This window comes from Microbispora bryophytorum (genome assembly GCF_006874465.1).
GTDB lineage: Bacteria > Actinomycetota > Actinomycetes > Streptosporangiales > Streptosporangiaceae > Microbispora > Microbispora bryophytorum.
The window spans coordinates 136,185-153,858 of the sequence record NZ_VIRL01000012.1 but is presented as its reverse complement, the minus strand read 5'-3'; the positions used below and the strand labels follow the sequence as shown (position 1 = coordinate 153,858).

The 17,674-nt window shown below is 74.1% G+C and carries 9 protein-coding genes; all 9 read right to left on the bottom strand.

Annotation, left to right across the window (positions count from 1 at the left end):
* Positions 1-19 precede the first annotated feature (19 nt).
* The 9 genes from FLX07_RS21660 to FLX07_RS21625 are packed head-to-tail and all read right to left on the bottom strand — an operon-like array spanning position 20 to position 17,619.
* Complete coding sequence (locus tag FLX07_RS21660; protein ID WP_142572748.1) at positions 20-3,121, bottom strand: non-ribosomal peptide synthetase; 3,102 nt, start codon at positions 3,119-3,121, stop codon at positions 20-22.
* Positions 3,118-5,061 carry a non-ribosomal peptide synthetase gene (locus FLX07_RS21655; RefSeq protein ID WP_167748347.1) on the bottom strand — a complete coding sequence of 648 codons (1,944 nt, stop codon included), beginning with the start codon at positions 5,059-5,061 and terminating at the stop codon, positions 3,118-3,120. Before FLX07_RS21655 ends, FLX07_RS21660 begins: the two co-directional genes overlap by 4 nt.
* Positions 5,062-5,063: 2 nt before the next feature.
* On the bottom strand, positions 5,064-6,500 hold the full coding sequence (locus FLX07_RS21650) for a condensation domain-containing protein (RefSeq protein ID WP_167748346.1): 1,437 nt from the start codon (positions 6,498-6,500) through the stop codon (positions 5,064-5,066).
* On the bottom strand, positions 6,497-6,703 hold the full coding sequence (locus tag FLX07_RS21645; RefSeq protein WP_142572742.1) for an MbtH family protein: 207 nt from the start codon (positions 6,701-6,703) through the stop codon (positions 6,497-6,499). Before FLX07_RS21645 ends, FLX07_RS21650 begins: the two co-directional genes overlap by 4 nt.
* Before the next feature lies 1 nt (position 6,704).
* Positions 6,705-8,522 (bottom strand): condensation domain-containing protein, encoded by a 1,818-nt coding sequence (locus tag FLX07_RS21640; protein WP_167748345.1) that lies wholly within the window; start codon positions 8,520-8,522, stop codon positions 6,705-6,707.
* Positions 8,519-8,752 (bottom strand): acyl carrier protein, encoded by a 234-nt coding sequence (locus FLX07_RS36580; protein ID WP_167748344.1) that lies wholly within the window; start codon positions 8,750-8,752, stop codon positions 8,519-8,521. The genes FLX07_RS21640 and FLX07_RS36580 overlap by 4 nt, the downstream gene beginning before the upstream one ends.
* Positions 8,746-10,317, bottom strand: a complete 1,572-nt coding sequence (locus tag FLX07_RS21635; RefSeq protein ID WP_142572738.1) for a condensation domain-containing protein — start codon at positions 10,315-10,317, stop codon at positions 8,746-8,748. Before FLX07_RS21635 ends, FLX07_RS36580 begins: the two co-directional genes overlap by 7 nt.
* Before the next feature lies 1 nt (position 10,318).
* On the bottom strand, positions 10,319-11,983 hold the full coding sequence (locus FLX07_RS21630; RefSeq protein ID WP_223853661.1) for a class I adenylate-forming enzyme family protein: 1,665 nt from the start codon (positions 11,981-11,983) through the stop codon (positions 10,319-10,321).
* Positions 11,980-17,619 (bottom strand): non-ribosomal peptide synthetase/MFS transporter, encoded by a 5,640-nt coding sequence (locus FLX07_RS21625; RefSeq protein ID WP_142572736.1) that lies wholly within the window; start codon positions 17,617-17,619, stop codon positions 11,980-11,982. The genes FLX07_RS21630 and FLX07_RS21625 overlap by 4 nt, the downstream gene beginning before the upstream one ends.
* Positions 17,620-17,674 lie beyond the last annotated feature (55 nt).

The following is a 17,674-nucleotide window of genomic DNA, read 5'->3' as shown; positions in this document are numbered from 1 at the left end:
GTGCTCCGGCGGAGAGGGATCAGCCGCCCGCGGACGAGAGCAGGCGCTCGGCCTCCTCATCCGACATGTTCTCCAGCTCGGCCACCAGCAGGTCCTCCAGTGCGACCGCCAGCTCGGCCACGGTGCGCCGCTCGAAGATCGTCCGGACCGGGACCTCCACCCCGGTCCCCCGGCGCAGCCGGGCCGCGATCCTCGTCGCGAGCAGCGAGTGCCCGCCCAGGGTGAAGAAATCGTCGTTCACGCCGATGGAATCGACGCCGAGCAGTTCCGCCCAGATCTCGGCCACCAGCAGCTCCGCGTCCGTGTTCGGCGGGACGTGCCCGGCCGACGACGTCCGGACCGGCGCGGGCAGCGCCGCGCGGTCCACCTTGCCGCGGCTGGTGAGCGGCAGCGCGTCGAGAACGACCCAGGCGGTCGGGACGAGATGGCGCGGCAGGGTCCGCGCGAGGTGCCCGGCGAGCTCCTCCCCGGTCGCGGTCCCGGTCACGTACGCCACCAGCTCCTCGGCGTGGACCGTCACGAACGCCTGGCCGACGCCCGGATGGTCGAGCAGCCGCGCCTCGACCTCGCCCGGCTCGATCCGGAAGCCGCGGACCTTGAGCTGCCCGTCGAGCCGTCCGAGGAACTCCAGCGCGCCCTCCTGGTCCCAGCGCGCCCGGTCGCCCGTACGGTATCTCCGCGATCCCGGCGGTCCCAGTGGGTCGGGGACGAACGCGGCGGCCGTGAGCGCCGGGCGGCGCAGGTAGCCGCGGGCCACCCCGGCACCGCCGACGACCAGCTCGCCGATCACGCCCTTCGGGACCGGCGCCCCGGCGGCGTCGAGCAGGTGGACCGTCGTCGCGCCGACCGGCCGCCCGATCGGCGGCCTGCCGTACGGTGTCGCGCCGAGGTCGGTCGCGGTCGCGATCACCGCGGCCTCGGTCGGGCCGTAGGTGTTCACCAGGCGGACGTCGTCGCCGAACCGGCCGCGCCAGCGCGTCACCGCGCCGCCGGACGCCTGCTCGCCGCCGATGACGACCAGACGGAGCGCGGGCGGCCAGGCGATCTGGTCGATCTCCTCGACCAGGTGGTGCCAGTAGGCGGTGGGCAGGTCGAGCATCGTGATCCGCTCCCCGCCCGGGGCGGCCAGCACGTCGGGCAGCGTCGCCGCCCCGCCCGGCAGCAGCACCAGGGTCGCTCCCGCGGCGAGCGTGGGGAAGACCTCTTCCAGGTGGGTGTCGAAGCTCAGCGACGCGAACTGGACGACGCGGTCGCCGGGCGCCAGGCCGTACTCCTCGCGCATCCACCGGATCCGGGCCGCGATGGCGCGGTGCTCGACGGCGACGCCCTTGGGCCTGCCGGTGGAGCCGGATGTGGAGATCACGTAGGCCACGTCGCCCGGCCGCGTCTCCCGCGGTTCACACCGGTCGCCGGCTTCACGCGGGTGCACGGCGGTGAGCCCGGCGGGCAGCGCCCGGGTCGTGATCACGTGTGTCGCCCCGGCGTCGGCGAGCGAGAAGGTCAGCCGCTCCTCCGGCTCGTCCGGCTCGAACGGCATGTAGGCCGCGCCGGCCCGCCAGACGGCGAGCAGCGCGCTGATCGCCTCGACCGAGCGGGGCAGGCAGACGCCGACCACGTCGCCGGGGCGCACCCCCTCCGCCCGCAGCTGCGCGGCCAGCCGCGCCGCCCGCTGGTCCAGTTCGCCGTAGGTGACCTCGGTCTCCCCGCAGACGACCGCGACGGCGCCGGGCGTGCGCCGGACGGTCTCGGCGATCAGCTCGGGGACCGTCGGTCCGGCAGCGCCGCCGCCGTCGCCGCCGTCGCCGGCCATGGCGTGGATGTCGGCCTCGTCGTCGCCGGTCCAGACGCGCAGCTCGGAGATCCGGCGATGCGGCTCCGCCACAGCCGACTCGAGCAGGAGCAGGAAGCGGTCGGCGAGCCGCTGGACGGCCTCCGCCTCGTGCGGAGATCCGCTGGACCCGTCGTGGCCGAACGACAGGACGATCTCGCCGTCCTCGAACCACGCCTCGGCGTACAGGCCGAGCTTGACCTGCCGGTACCCGTCGGGGAAGAAGCTGACGGACAGGTCGCCGAACGGCCGGGTGAGTCCCATGTCCTGGGTGTGCAGGACGAACATGGTCGGCATCAGCGCCTCGGGAGGGTGCCCGATCCGCTCGAACGGGACCGAAGGCCGGCTCAGCGCCGTCAGCGCCTCGCGCCTGATGCGCCCCAGCAACTCGGTGAACGACGGATCGCCGTCGAGGTCGCCGCGCAGCACGACGGTCTGCGAGAGATAGCCGATCAGCGGCTCCAGCTCGACCCGGTCGCGGCCGGCCACGGCCGTCCCGACGAGGACGTCGGTGTGGCCGGTGTGCCGGTGCAGCAGCACCTGGTAGGCCGTCATGAGCACGGTGAACAGCGTGGTCCTGTGCTCGCGGGCGAGCCGGTCCAGCTCGCCCGCGACCTCCCTGCCGATCCGGGCGACCTGGAAGCCCGCGTGATCCTCGTCGCGGACGCCGCCGCTCCCCACGGCGCAGGGCAGGTCGGGCGGCGGCGGATCGGCCAGCCGCTCCTGCCAGTACGGCACCGCGCGCTCGGCCCGGCGGCGCTGCCAGCGGGCGTAGTCGGACGGCTGGACCGGCAGCGGCGCCAGATTCGGCGCCCGCCCCTGCAACCGTGCGGTGTAGCACTCCGCCAGGTCGTCGAAGAGGATCCCCAGCGACCAGCCGTCGCCGATGATGTGGTGCATCGTGACGCACAGGACGTGGTCCAGCGCGCCGATCTCGATGACCGCGACGCGCAGCGGCACGCCCTCGGCGAGGTCGAACGGCGCGTTCACCCGCTCGGCGGCGAGCCGCCGGGCCTCCTCCTCGTCGCGAGCCTGGATCCGCTCGACCGGCGGGAGGGACTCCGCCGCCCCCGGCGGCACGGCGACCGCCCAGGGGACGCCGTCCTCCTCGTCGAACCGGGTGCGCAGGCCCTCGTGCCGGGCCACGACGTCCGCGAGGGCCAGTTCGAAGATGCCGGTGTCGAGAGGGCCGCGCAGCCGGCGGACGGTGTACATGGTGTAGGAGGCGTCGCGAGGATCCAGCCGCTGCAGGAGCCACAGCCGCTCCTGGCCCGGCGACAGGGGCGCCCTCATGCGTCCGACGCCATCTCGTCGAGCACGGCCGCCAGGTCCTCGGCGCTGAGGCCGTCGAGCTCGTCGCGGAGCGCGGCGATGTCGGCGAGGTCCAGGTCGTCGTCGTCGAGCCGGTCCATCGCCACCGCCAGGTCGGCCACCGTGGGGTTCTCGAACAGCACCACGATCGGCACGTTGATCGCGAAGCGCGCCTGGATCCTGGCGATGATCTGGGTGGCGGTCAGCGAGTGCCCGCCCAGCTCGAAGAAGTCGTCCTCGACGCCGACCGGCTCCGCGATGCCGAGCACCTCACCCCACATCGCCGCGAGGTCCTCCTCCAGCGCGGTGGACGGCGGCCGGTACGGCCGGCTCCGCGCCCGGGTCCACTCGGGCACGGGCAGGGCCTTGCGGTCGAGCTTGCCGTTGGGGGTGAGCGGCAGGGCGTCCAGCACCACGAGGTGCGCCGGCACCATGTACTCGGGCACGTCGCGGCGCAGCCGGTCACGCAGGGACGGCCACAGGTCGGCCCCCTCGGGCTCCCCGGCCGCGCGTACGACGTAGGCGACCAGACGCGGGAGCCCGTCGGGACCGTCGCAGACGCCGACGGCGGCGCCGGCCACCTCCGGTGCGGCCCGCAGCACGGTCTCGATCTCGCCGAGCTCGATCCGGAACCCGCGCACCTTCACCTGCTGGTCGGCCCGGCCCAGGTAGCGGAGCCTGCCGTCTTCGATCGCGGCGAGGTCGCCCGTGGCGTACAGGCGGGCTCCCGGCGCCTTAGAGAACGGGTCGGGCAGGAACCTGGCCGCCGTCTGGCCCGGCATGCCGCGGTATCCCCTCGCCAGGCCGGCGCCGCCGATGTGCAGCTCACCTGCCTCCCCGGGCGGCACGGGACGCCCGTCGGGGCCGAGGATGTGCACCGTCGTGTTGCCGATGGGCTCGCCCAGGTCGACGGGGACCGCGGACCCGTTCTCGTCGCTCCGCGCCACCCGCCCGGCCGTCGACCAGACCGTCGTCTCGGTCGGGCCGTACACGTTCCAGAGCCGGGCGCCCCCGGCGGGAGGGGCGCCGTCGAGGAGGGCGTCGGCGAGGTCGCGGGGCAGCGCCTCGCCCCCGCACAGCCGGGTCGCGACGTTCTCGGGGACCCCGCCGGACTCCAGCAGGATGCGCCAGCTCGCCGGGGTCGCCTGCATGATCGTCACGGCCTCGGACACGGCGCGCGACCGCAGGGCGCGGCCGTCCGCCGTCTCGTGCCCGGACGCGACCACCACCCGGGCGCCGCAGGCCAGGGGCAGGAGGAGCTCGAGCACCGAGATGTCGAACGACAGCGTGGTGACCGCCAGCCAGGCGTCGCGCGGGGTGAGTTCCAGCAGGGAGGCGAAGGACTCCAGCAGGTTGACCACCGCCCCGTGCGGCACGGCGACCCCCTTGGGCCTGCCGGTGGAGCCGGAGGTGTACATGAGATAGGCCAGGTCGCCCGCCACGTCACCCACCGGCCCGTCGGCCGATCCGTCAGCCGATCCGTCGCCGGACGCCCAGCCCCCGGCGGGAACGCCGTCCTGCGCCAGCTCCACGACGTCGGCGACGCCGTCGAGCAGCCGGGACTCGACGCCCTGGCCGGCCAGCACCAGCCGGATGCCCGCGTCCTCCCGCATGAACCGCAGCCGGTCCTCGGGGAATCCCGGGTCGAGCGGCACGTACGCGCCGCCGGCCCGCCACACGGCGAGCAGGGCGACGACCATGCCGGGGCAGCGCTCCAGGCACAGGCCCACCGGGACCTCCGGGCCGACCCCGCGGGCGCGCAGCAGCGCCGCCAGCCGGTCGACCCGGTCGTGCAGCTCCCGGTAGGTCAGCACGCCGCCGGCGCCGCTCACCGCGACCGCGTCGGGGCTCGCGTCACGCCACCGGCGGATCAGCGCGAGCGCCGTATCAGGGCTGGTCACGCCGCTCACCGCGTCACTCACTTTCATGCACCTTTCACTTCGGGAACGCTCGCGAACGTGCCGCTCAGCGCCGACAGCGGGACGTCCGGGTCGGCCCCGGCCCGCCGTACGACCTCGGCGAAACCGCCGAGGAGGCGGCGCGCGGTCGCGGGCGCGAACAGATCGCTGCTGTAGTCGAAAACGCCGCCCAGCCCTTCCGGGCCTCGCCACAGGTCCATCGAGACCTCCGACTTCGTGTGGCTGGGCGGGACCGTGTAGACCTCCCGGTCGAGGTCGGCCATCCGGGTCCCCAGCAGGTCGTCCTTGGGCAGGTTGTGCAGATTGAACATGGCCTGGCACAGCGGCGGCCTGCTGATGTCGCGCGGGACGCGCAGCGCGGCCAGGACGTGCTCGAACGGCACGTCCGCGTGCCGCATCCCGGCCAGGGTCGCCTCCCGCACGCGGTCCAGCAGCTCGTGGAACGACGGGTCGCCGGACAGGTCGGCGCGCAGCACCATCGTGTTGCCGAAGTAGCCGATCAGCGGCGCCAGCTCGCTGCGGGGCCGGCCGGCCACCGGCACGCCGACGCAGAAGTCGGTCTGGCCCGACGCCAGGGAGAGGGTCGCCTGGTAGGCGGCGACCAGGGCCATGAAGGACGTGCAGCGCCGCTTCCTGGCCACCTTCTCCAGCGGCGTGATCTCCTCCGGCGGCAGCAGCAGGGGCTCGCGTCCGCCGCGCCCGGACCAGCGGTCCGGGCGGGGGTGGTCGGCCGGAAGGTCCAGCGTGGGAGCGCCGGCCAGGCGGCGCGTCCAGTGCTCCAGGCCCTGCGTGTGGTCCCGCTGTCTCTCCTGCACCGCGAAGCGGGGGTACTGCGTGGGCAGCTCCGGCAGCTCGGGCTCGCGTCCCTCGCGCCCGGCGGCGTAGCACTCCGTGAGCTCACGCAGGAGCACGTCGAGCGACCAGCCGTCCATCACGATGTGGTGCAGGACGATGCACACGACCGCGTCGTCCGTGCCCGGCTCGGCCAGCCCGGCCCGCAGGGGAGGCTCGTTCTCCAGGTCGAACGGGCGCTCGACGAACTCCTTCAGCTCCCGGTCGAGGTCCGCCTCGCCGGACAGCGCGATCTTCTCCAGCGGCACCGGACCGGGCGGCAGCACGACCTGCACGGGGGCGTCCCCGCGCAGCCGGAAGCGGGTCCGCAGCACCTCGTGCCGCTCCACGATCCGGGTGAACGCCGCGGTCAGCGCGTCCACGTCGAGCGGCCCGCGCAGCCGCATGCACCAGGGCGTGTTGTAACTGGTGTCACCGGGGTCGAAGCGGCTGAGGAACCACAGGCGCTCCTGGCCCGGCGACAGCGGCCACTCCTGGCCGCCGGGGTCCCGCGGCGCGCCCACGAGGGAGCGCAGCAGCGCCGCCCGGCGCTCGGGGGGCAGCCCGGCCAGCTTCTCGATCAGCGCGGCGCGGCGCTCCGCGCTGGTCATCTGTCCCGGGCGCTCAGCGTTGCCGGGTCGCGCACGCTCAGCGGCCGCATGTCGGTCCACACCGTCTCGATGTGGGCCAGGCATTCCTGCCGCGTGCCCGCGAAGCCGGTGGCCCGCCACCCTGCGGGTGGCTCGCGGTCGCTCCACCATACGGAGTACTGCTCCTCGTCGTTGACGACCACGAGCATCGGGGAGTCGGTCATGTCACCTCTCCAAAAGGGTCATTGCGGAAGACGGGGCCCGGCCGCCGCCCTCGGTCGAGCGGGGACAGCCGGGCCAGCCGCCGGGTTCGGCCGGCGGCGCCGTGCACAGGACGTAGTGGTGGGGGGCGAGCACGTCGGTCCGGCCGGCCGCGGCGCGCATCATGGCGGTGTGGACGGCCTCGGGCGTGTCCAGCCCAGGCCGCGTGACGAGATACCCGGTCAGCCGGGCCGCCGCCCCGTCCGCGGCGCCGTCTTCGGGGTCCTCCACCACGACCGCGGCCAGGCCGGTCCCGCACACCCGGCGCAGCAGCGCCTCGGTCTCCTTCAGGTCCACCCAGTCGGGGCCGACCGCCGTCCACCCGGCGGGGCGCCGCACGGGGTCCAGGCCCGCCACCTTCGCCACCCGGTCCAGCGGCACCTCCTCGGTGACCGCCCGGACCAGCAGTTCCTCCAGGCCGGTGAGCATCCGCCCGGCGACGTCTCCGGGCAGGAAGGCCGTGTCCACCAGCACGTAGAACTCGCAGGTCGACGAGGCCGGGCCGGTGGCGAAGAAGATCCTCGCCTTCACCTTCGAGTAGGCGCCGACGAAGAACGTCCTGGTCCGGCTCCGCAGCGCGGCGAGCGCCTCGGCGTCCCCTGGATCGACCGCCGGCAGGCCCTGCCAGCGGCCCCCTTGCCTGACGTCGTTGTAGAACACGTCCAGGTCGATGTCGGCGCCGCGGTCCCACGCCTCCGCCTCCCGGGCGGCCAGCACGAGCGCGGGGTCGTAGTGCCCGTTCCGGTAGGTCGCCATGGTCCTGCGGTGTCCGATTCGCAGTGCGTCGGCGAACGTGCCGGCCCCCAGCTCGACGACGCACAGCCCGTCCTGGGCGGCGGGCCCGGCCATCGTCTCCATCCCCGGGTGGTGCCGGTTCGACACGATGAGCTGCAGCGCCACCGTGTGGTGCCCGGTGACGGCGGCCAGCAGCGCGGCGCTCGCGACCGTGAGCACGCTGGAGGTCGTCACGCCGTGCCGGGCGGCGAGCGCCTCGGCGGCGACGGCCGCCGCCGGGGAGTCCATCCCGTGCCGGACGAAGCGCGGCTCCTCGGGTTCCCTCGCCGGGAAGTCGAACATCGAACGCGGGGCGGACGCCAGACCGGCCTGCCAGTGCCGCAGCGCCTGACCGCCGGGCGGCGGGTCCGACCGCTCGGAGGCGGCCTGGTCGAGCGGCTGCCGGCCCGGGTCGGGCAGGTCCTCCCCCGCGACCAGCCGCGGCCACTCCGCGGCCACCATGTTCAGCGACCAGCCGTCGAGCGCGAGATGGGACAACGCGAGCGCCAGCGCGCGCGGCCGGCCTCTCTGGCAGACCACCGCGCACCGGATCGGCAGCTCGGCCGCGTAGTCGAACCCGGTCGCGGCCAGCTCGGCGGCCAGCGCCTTGGCCGCGCTCATCGGCTTGGCCGCCGCCTCGTACACGCCGACGGTGAGCCGGCCCTCCCGGCTCACCCGCTGGACCGTGTCCGGCCCGACGTCCTCCCCGGCCTCCCCGGTCTCCCCGGCCTCCCCGTCCCGGATGAACGCCGTGCGCAGCGTCTCGTGCCGCTCGACCAGACGGCCCACCGCCCGCAGCACGGCGTCCAGGCCGGCCGCACCGGTCACCGGCAGGGTCCAGGCCAGGTTGAAGTAGGGGTCGCCGTCGTCCAGCCACTGCGTGGAGCGCCAGATCCCCTGCTGGCCCCAGGTCAGTGCGGCCTGCCCGCCCCGTGCGCCGCGGAACTCCACGGTTCGCGGCGGCAGCGCCGTGAGACCGGTGATCTGCGCCGGCGGGCCCGCGGTCACTTCCGCTGCCCCGCGATGTGCTCGACCAGGCCGTCGAGCGTGTCGAGATGGCCGCCGTCCAGGTCGACGTCGCAGTCGAACTCGGTCTCCAGCAGGTCGATCAGCCGGAGGTAGGAGATCGAGGTGAGGCCGAGCGCCGGCAGGCTGCAGGTCGCCGCCAGGATGTCGGCGACGGCCAGGTCGCCTCCGCTCGCCTTCGACACCAGCTCGGCCACGCGCTCCCTCAGCATGCCTCCTCCCGCAGGCGGGCGACCTCGGCGGCGATCCCAGTGATCGTCGGCTCGTCGAAGAACACGTCGAAGGACAGCTCCACGTCCATCCGCTCGCGCACCTTCGCAATGATCTGAGTGATCGACAGCGAGTGCCCGCCGAGGTCGAACAGGTCCTCGTCAGGACCGATCTCCGGCATGCCGAGCACCTCGCGCCAGATCTCGCCCACCTCCGCCAGGTACGGCGCGGCGTCCGCCTCCCCGGCCCGGGCGAAGGACGGCTCGGCCGCGCCGCCGACCACGCTGGCGGCCACGGGGGGCGGCAGCGGCAGGTCGGCCACGGCGGCGTCCGGAGCGGCGGCCAGCGCCCGCAGCAGGGCGAGCAGGTGCTCGGCGACGGTCTCGCAGCCCGAACGGCTCAACACGAGCGGGTTGAACTGCAGCCGGGCCGCGACGCCGTCCGGCGCGTCCACCACCTGCAGGTGCAGCGTGCCGCGCACCGCGCGGTTGAACGCCATCCAGTCCACCGACGCCTCGACGCCGGGAAACTCCGGCGCGCTCCCGTCACGTCCGCGGTAGCTGACCGACACCGGCGTCAGCGCGGTGCGCGGGCTCACGCCGCCGACCGCACGCGCGAGCGGCACCTCCCGGAACCGATACGTGGCCCGCAACTCGTCGCGTACGGAGTGGGCGAACTCGGCGAACTTCCCGCCGGGCGCCGGGGCGGGCACCGGCAGCTCGTTCACGAACAGGCCGATGAGGCCCCGCGTCTCCTCGGTCCTGGTCGACAGGTCGACGGCCACCGCCGCATCCTCGTTGCCGTACGCCGCGAGCAGGGTGTGCACGGCGGCGAGCACCAGCTCGAACCGGGTGACGCCCATCTTGTCCGCGGCGACGGCGAGATCGGCGGGGAGCGCGAAGTCGACCGCGTCGCCGTCCGCGGCGCGGGTCGAGACCCCGGACAGCCCCGGCAGCCGCAGGTCCTGCCGGTCCTGCCAGCGGCCGCGCCAGAACCCGGCGGCGTCGCCGAGCAGCTCGGTCACCCGCGCGTTCTCCCGCTCGACGGCCTCGCCGTACGTCAACGGAAGGGCCGGCGACGGCAGCCCGGCGTAGGCGGCGGCCAGGCCGCGCACCAGGATGTCCTTCGACATGCCGTCGAAGACGGCGTGGTGGGCGACGAAGACGAGCAGGTGCCGCTCCGGCGCGAGCCGGAACACCGTGAACCTGGCGGTCGGCCCGGTCGCCAGGTTCATGGCGAGCGCCGTCTCACGATCGACCAGCTCGCCGAGCTCCCGCCCTGCGTCCTCGAATCCGGAGACGTCCTCGAAACCGATGGGCGGCGGCACGGCGCCGGGCAGCAGGCGCACCACGCCGTCCCGCTCCGCCAGGGCCGCGGCCAGCTGGGGATGCGCGCGGACCACGTCGTGGCAGGCGGCCAGCAACCGGTCCACGTCGAGGGGGCCGTCGAACCGGATGGCCAGCGGCATGTGGTAAACCCGGCCGCCGCAGCCCATCTGCTCCGTTATCCACATGCCGTGCTGTGCGAGGGACGCCTGCTCCCCCTCGCCGACGAGTGTCGGTGACATCTCACTTGCCTTCCGTCGTGCTGATCACGGAGCCGCCCAGCAGCGCGGGCAGCTCCTTCTTGATGACCTTGCCTGACTGGTTCCTGGGCAGGCTGTCGACCACGAGGATCCGTTCGGGCAGCTCGTGCCAGGCCAGCCGGTCCATCAGGAAGGCACGCACCTCGCTTTCCGACAACCCGGGGCTCTCCGACAACCCGGGGCTCTCCGACAACCCGGGGCCCTCGGACAACCCGGGGCCCTCGGACAACCCACGGCCCTCCTGCTGTCCCGGCGACCGCGGCGAGCTGGGCACGACCGCGGCCCCCAGCACGGAGCCCAGCACCGGATGCGGGAGCCCGAACACGGCCGCCTCGGCGATCCCCGGGTGCTCATGCAGCGCGGCCTCCACCTGGAGCGTGGACACCTTGAACGCGCCGGTCTTGACCACGTCGCTCTCCCGGTCGACGAGGTAGAGGTAGCCGTCGGCGTCCACGTATCCGACGTCGCCCATGCGCACCCAGCCGTCGCGGAACGACCGGGCGCTGGCCTCGGCGTCGCCGTAGTAGGACCGGGTGGCGGTGGGCGAGCGCATCCACACCTCGCCGGTCTCCCCCGGCGGGAGCGGGTCGCCCTCCTCGTCGGTGATGCGCAGCGAACCGCCGAACGCCGGCCGCCCCAGCGCGGCCGGTCGCGTCCGGTCGTAAATCATGATCGTCTGAGCGGGGGCGGCCTCGGTGGACGTGTAGTAGTTCGTCACGGTCGCGTTCGGGAAGGCCCCCGACAGACGTTCCGACAGGGCGGGGGGAAGCGCGGCCGCCGCCGACCCCAGCAGCACCACACCGGACATGTCGTGCCGCTCGTGCAGCCCGGCGTCGAGCAGCTCGATCGCCATCGAGGGCACCAGGAACACCGTGCCGGGGCGGTAGGTCTCGATCAGCCGGGCGAACCGGCCCGGGGTGAACCTCGCCGGGGTCAGCACGGTCGGCCGGGCGTCCAGCGCGTTGATCAGCATGGTCTGGCCGGCGTTGGTGCCGATCGGGAAGGCGTGCAGCAGGTGGCGCGAGTGGGCGAACCTGCGGTGCTTGGGCTGCGTGACGCACCCGTAGGCCAGGTTGGCGTGGCTCGCGCCGACCCCCTTGGGCCGCCCGGTCGTGCCGGAGGTGTAGAGGATCTGCGCCAGGTCGCCGGGCCGCACCCGCGGTCCCTCCCCCACCGTCTCCGGCCCGAAGCCGGCTTCCAGCTCCGCCGGGGTCGCGGTCCACGGCTCCACAGCGCCTTCCCCGGGCCCCGGCGGCGCCGCGAGGTCCCGGCCCAGCAGCACCGCCGACGCCGCGCAGTGCCCGATCATGTAGCGCAGCTCGGCGGGGGCCAGCCGGTCCGACATCGGCACGGCCACCGCGCCCGCCTTGAGCACCCCGAAGAACGCCACGGCGAAGTCGATCCAGTCGCGGCTGCCGAAGTGCAGCGCCACCCGCTCGCCCGGGGCGACTCCCCGGTCCGTCAGACCGGCGGCGAGCGCCGCCGACCTGCGGTCCCACTCGGCGAAGGTGAGCGTGCCGTGCCCCTCCACGATCATCGCGACGCCGTCCGGTTCCTGTCCCGCGCGCAGCCGCAGCAGCTCCGGCACGGTCAGACCGGGCACGCCCCGCGCTCCCCGCCCCCTCATCGTCCCCGTCGTCCCCGTCATACGTGCTCCTTCTCGGGTTCGCGGGCCGCCCGTGCGTCCGTGCCCACCTGTGCGTCCGTGCGGGCGGCCGCGATGCGCTCGGTCAGGGCCTGGTAGCCGACGACGTCGTCCGGCAGGGCGTCGGGCACGTCGGTGTCGAACCGGCGCAGCACCCGGATCCGCAGCGCGACCAGCGCGATGACCGCGATCGCCACCCCGAAGCAGGCGTACATGAAGCCGATCCCGCGCCCGGCGCCGGTGCCGAGCACCACGCCCGCCGTGCCGGCGAGCGGCCCGTCCGGGGCGAGCAGCGGCTCGAAGACCTGCGCGCCGTACGGCGCGACCAGGCCGAACCCGATGGGCAGGGTGGACCAGGCGACCAGCGTGTTCAGCGCGATGACCCGGCCGTGGAACCGCTGCGGCACCTTGACCTGGATGATCGTGGCGTAGACGCCGTTCAGCAGGGTGAGGCACAGCGACATGCCGAACGCGCCGACCCCGATGAGGAACAGGTCGGGGCGCAGCCCGGTCAGCAGGCAGAACACCGACAGGGCGAGCGTCGACAGCAGCACGCCGAGCAGCCGGCGGCGGCGCGGTCCGCCCCACGCGGCCATGGCCAGGCCGCCGAGGAAGGCGCCGAGCCCGCCCGCGAACGACACCCGGCCGACCTCGGCCAGCGACCCGAACGACAGGACCAGCGGCGAGATCATCATGAACAGCGGGGACAGGAAGATGTTCAGCACTGCGAAGTAGAACAGCATCGCGCGGAAGCCCCGGTTGCCCCAGGAGTGGCGGATGCCGCCCATCATCTCGGAGAGCACGCTCTCCCGCCGCTTCCAGGCCATCGTCGCCGGGAAGCGGATCAGCACGACGGTGAGCGTGGCGACGACGTAGCTGGCCACGTCGATGACGAGGATGCCCTCCAGCCCGATCGCCGCCATCAGCCCGACCGCGATCAGCGGCACGATGAGCTGCGCGGTGCCGGTGGCCATCTGGACGACGCCGTTGGCGTGCCCGAGGAACCGTTTCGGCACGAGCTGCGGGATCGCCGAGCCGTACGCCAGCCGTTGGAAGGTGAGCGCGACGGACAGGCAGACCAGCAGCGGATAGATGTGCCAGGTCTGCAGGTTGCCGGTCCACAGCAGCAGGCCGAGCGCGAGCTGGGTGCCGCCGGCGGCCGCGTCCCCGGCGATCATGACCTTGCGCCGGTCGAACCTGTCGACGACGGCACCGGCCAGCGGGGCGACGAGCATGCCGGGCAGCAGGCCGAGCACGGAGAACAGCGCGAACCGGGCGAGCGAACCGGTGGTGAGATAGATCCACAGCGGAATCGCGAACTCGGTCAACGCGGAGCCGGTGATGGAGACGAGCTGTCCGGCCGCGATGAGGAGGAACCGCCGCATGCTGGGCGGCGGGCCGACGCGCACCCGCGTGTCCACCGCGCCGTCCGGGTCGCCCGGGTCGCCCGGGTCGCCCGGGCCGTCCGTGTCGCCCGGGTCGCCCTGCGCCCCGCCCTCGATCACCTCGCCCTCGACCATCTCGCCCTCGACCACCGGGGTTCCGGACCGGCGTGACACGCCCTGCAACCACCAGGTGCGGCCCTCGTCCCGTTCCATCCCCTCCGTACGCCCGGAGGCGAGGGCGGCGTGGGTGCCGGTGACGATCTCGGCCAGCTCCTCGTTGCGGTAGCGCAGGAAGAAGTGCCCGGCCTCGTCGAGAACGACGCACGCCGTCTCGTCTGACAGGCAGTGCCACTCTTTGTAACGTTCCTGGTAGAACTCGGCCGCCGGGTCGCGCTCGCCGACCACGGAGATCACCGGCGCGCGCAGCGCCGGGCCGCCGCCCGCCTCGAAGATCCGCGTGAAGTACCGCTCGGCGGCGCGGGTGCCCTCGCGGCGGTTGTGCACGATCAGCTTGACCTGCTCTCGGCCGAGGTCGTCCACGTCGAGCCCGGCCGCGGTCAGGGCGTTGACCCGCTGCTGGTCGCTGGTGAGGCGGTCGAAGAAGGCTCCGAGCCAGTTGAGGCCGCGGCCCGGACGGGCGAAGGGGAACACGCCGCCGAGGTACAGCGCGTCCACCGTGCGGCCGTCCGCCTCCAGCCTCCGGGCCATCTCGGCGGACAGCATGACGCCGAGGCCGCAGTGGCCGTACAGCACCAGCGAGCCGCCGTTCCTGTCCATGATCTCGCAGATCTCGGCCACGCAGTCGAGCACGACCTCGTCGAACGGCCGGGCTTCCTCACCCAGCTCGTGACCGGGCACGGCGACCGAGTAGAGCGCCCAGTCGTCCGGCAGCGCGTCCGCGAGCGGCTGGTAGACGACCGCGCTGCCCCCGCCGTACGGCACGCACACCAGGGTGGTGGTGGCGGCCCGGGCGGGGGTGAGCCGGTGCAGCAGGGAGCGCGGCACGTCCCCCTCGGCCGTGAGCAGCCGGGCCAGCTCGCGGACGGTGCGGTGCTTGAACACGTCGAGCACCGTGATCTGCCGGTCCGGATGCGCCTTGCGCAGCCGGGCGATGACCCGCATCGCCAGCAGCGAGTGGCCGCCCAGGGCGAAGAAGTCGTCGAGCGCCCCCACGCGCTCGACGTCCAGCACCTCCGCCCAGACGCGGGCCACGTCCTCCTCGGCGCCGGGCGCCGGGGGGAGGTATTCGGCCGCCGCCACGTCGGCCTCCGGCTCGGGCAGCCGCGAGCGGTCCACCTTGCCGTGCGACTTGAGCGGCAGCTCGTCCAGCCAGGCGTACCGCGAGGGGATCATGTACGCGGGCAGCCGGTCGGCCAGCCACGCGCGCACCGCCGCGGTGTCCGGCCGCGCGCCGTCCACTTCGTTCTCCGCGTTCCCGGCCGCGGGGGCGGCGGGGACGGCGGGGACGAGGTAGGCGACGAGCTGCTCGCCACGCGGCTCGACCACGGCCTGGGCGACGTCCGGATGGTCGGCCAGCACCGACTCGACCTCGCCGAGCTCGACCCGGTAGCCGCGGATCTTCACCTGGAGGTCGCGGCGGCCGAGGAACTCCAGGTCGCCGGAGCCGGACCACCGGCCGAGGTCGCCGGTGCGGTACATGCGCGACCCGGGCGGGCCGTACGGGTCGGGGAGGAACCGGTCGGCTGTCAGGCCCGGCCGGTTCAGGTAGCCGCGGGCCAGCCGGTCGCCGCCGAGGTAGATTTCCCCGGGCACTCCCGCGGGCACCGGCCGCAACCGCTCGTCCAGCACGTACGCCCGCGCCCCGGGCAGCGGCGAGCCGATCGGCAGGCTCACGCTCGCCTCGGCCGGGCCGTCGGGAGCGGGCAGCCGGGCGACGTCGTAGGTGCTCACGCCCACGGTGGCCTCGGTCGGCCCGTAGTGGTTGACGACCCGGCAGCGGCCCATCGCCGCGAGCTCGGCCGCCCAGCCGCGCGGGGCCGCCTCGCCACCCAGCAGCAGCAGCTTCCTGGGCAGCAGGTCGTCCGGCCCGGCGTCGGCGAGCAAAGCGGCGAGATGGGACGGCGTGATCTTGAGGTAGTCGATCGCGGTCCGCCGGAAGATCTCCGTCAGCTCGGGACCGGCGGTGCGCGAGGGCACCAGGTGCAGAGTGCCGCCGGTCATCAGGCACAGGTAGAAGACCGTGACGCCGAAGTCGAAGGCGAGGGACTGGAGCAGGGCGAAGGACGAGCCGGGCTCCACGCCCAGCCGCTCGCGCACCCCGGCGAGGTAGACCATGGCCTCGTGGTGCTGCACGGCGACGCCCTTGGGCCGCCCGGTGGTGCCGGAGGTGTAGATCACGTACGCGAGGTCGCCCGGAGCCGTGGGCTCCCAGTGGTCGGCGGGCTCCGGCGCCTCCTCGTCGAGGTGCACGGCGGTGACGCCATCGGGCAGCCGGTCACGCAGGTCGGGGCTGGTCACGACGATCGACGCCGCGGCGTCGGCCAGGACGAACTCGAGCCGGGCGCGCGGGTGCTCCGGGTCGAGCGGCAGGTAGGCCGCGCCCGCCTTGAGCACGCCGAGCACCGCGACCGCGAGCCCGGTGGACTGCTCCAGGCAGATCGCCACGCGGTCGTCGCGCCGCACGCCGAGCCCGCGCAGCCGCCGGGCGAGCCGGTCGGCCGCGGCGTCCAGCTCGGCGTATGTGAGGGCGTCGCCGCCGCAGGCGACGGCGGTCGCGGACGGGGTGCGGGCCGCCTGCGCGGCGAACGACTCGTGGAGCGTCGTCGCCCCGCCGAAGGCGTCCGCCGCGGGCGCCACCGCCTCGGGAGCCGCTCCCGCGAATCCGAGCACGCGGTCGCGCTCGGCCGCCGGGAGCAGCTCCAGGTCGGACACCCGAGCGTGGGGGTCGGCGACGATCGACCTGAGCAGGTTCTCGAAGCACTCCGCCAGGCGCGCGATCGTGGCCGGCCGGAACAGCTCGGTGCGGTAGGTGATGTTGCCGCGCAGGCCGTCGCCCTGGTCCATGAGATAGAGCGCGAGGTCGAACCGGCTGGCGGTCACCTCGAACGGATACGCCGACATGGTCAGCCCCTGGGTGCGCAGCGGGGCCGACCGGTAGTTCTGCAGCGCGAACATCACCTGGAACACCGGCGACCTGCTCACGTCGCGCTCGACGCCGAGCTCGCCGACCAGGCGGTCGAAGGGCAGTTCCTGGTGCGCGTAGGCGTCCAGCGCCGTCTCGCGCACCCGGCCGAGCAGCTCGGTGAACGTCGGGTCGCCGGACAGGTCGGCCCGCATCGGCAGCGAGTTGATGAAGAGCCCGACGACCCGCTCCAGCTCCGGCAGGTCGCGCCCCGACACCGGCGATCCCACCGCGAAGTCGTCCTGGCCGGAGTACCGCGCGAGGAGCACCTGGTAGGCGGCGAGCAGGGTCATGTACAGCGTCGCGCCGTTCGCCCCGCCCAGCGCCGTGAGCGCGTCCGCCAGCTCGCGGTCCACGACAACGCCGTGGGCGGCGCCCGCCGAACCCTGCTCCGGCGGGCGCGGCAGGTCGGTCGGCAGTTCGATCGGCGGCAGCCCGGCCAGCCGCTCCCGCCAGTAACGGATGTCGTCCTCGTGGGTCCGTCCGCGTTCCCACAGCGCGTAGTCGCCGTACTGCACGGGCGGGGCGGCGAGATCGGGGTCGGTCCCGGTCCGGTACGCCTCGTGCAGGGCGAGCAGCTCCTCCATCACGATGTCGCACGACCAGCCGTCGGTGACGGCGTGGTGCATGGTCAGGAGCAGCACGTGCTCGCGGGCGGCGAGCCGGACCAGAAGCAGCCGCAGCAGCGGGCCGGTCACGAGGTCGAACGGCCGGTTCAGCTCCTCCTGCACGTTCTCCTGCACGGTGGCGGGGTCGTCCGACAGCCGCAGCTCGACCACGGGCTCGTCGTCCAGCACGATCTCCGGCGTGCCGTCCTCCGTGGTGACGAACCGGGTGCGCATGGTCTCGTGGCGGCGGGCCACCTCGGTGAGGGCGCGCTCCAGGGCCGCGCCGTCGATCTCACCGCCGTCCAGCCGGACGGCGAAGGCGACGGTGTAGGCGGTGGTGCCCGGGGCGTACTGCTCCAGGAACCACAGGCGCTCCTGCGCGTGCGAAAGCGGCGGGTGGGTGCCGGCCGGTCGCGGCGGCACGGTGACCTTCGCGGCTGCCCCGGCCCTGAGCCGCTGTGCCAGCAGCGCCTGCTTGGCCGGTGAGAGGCCGGTTCGGGTCACGACGCCGGCACCTCGGTTGAAACTTGCATTAAGAACATGGCATTCCTCTGTGCGC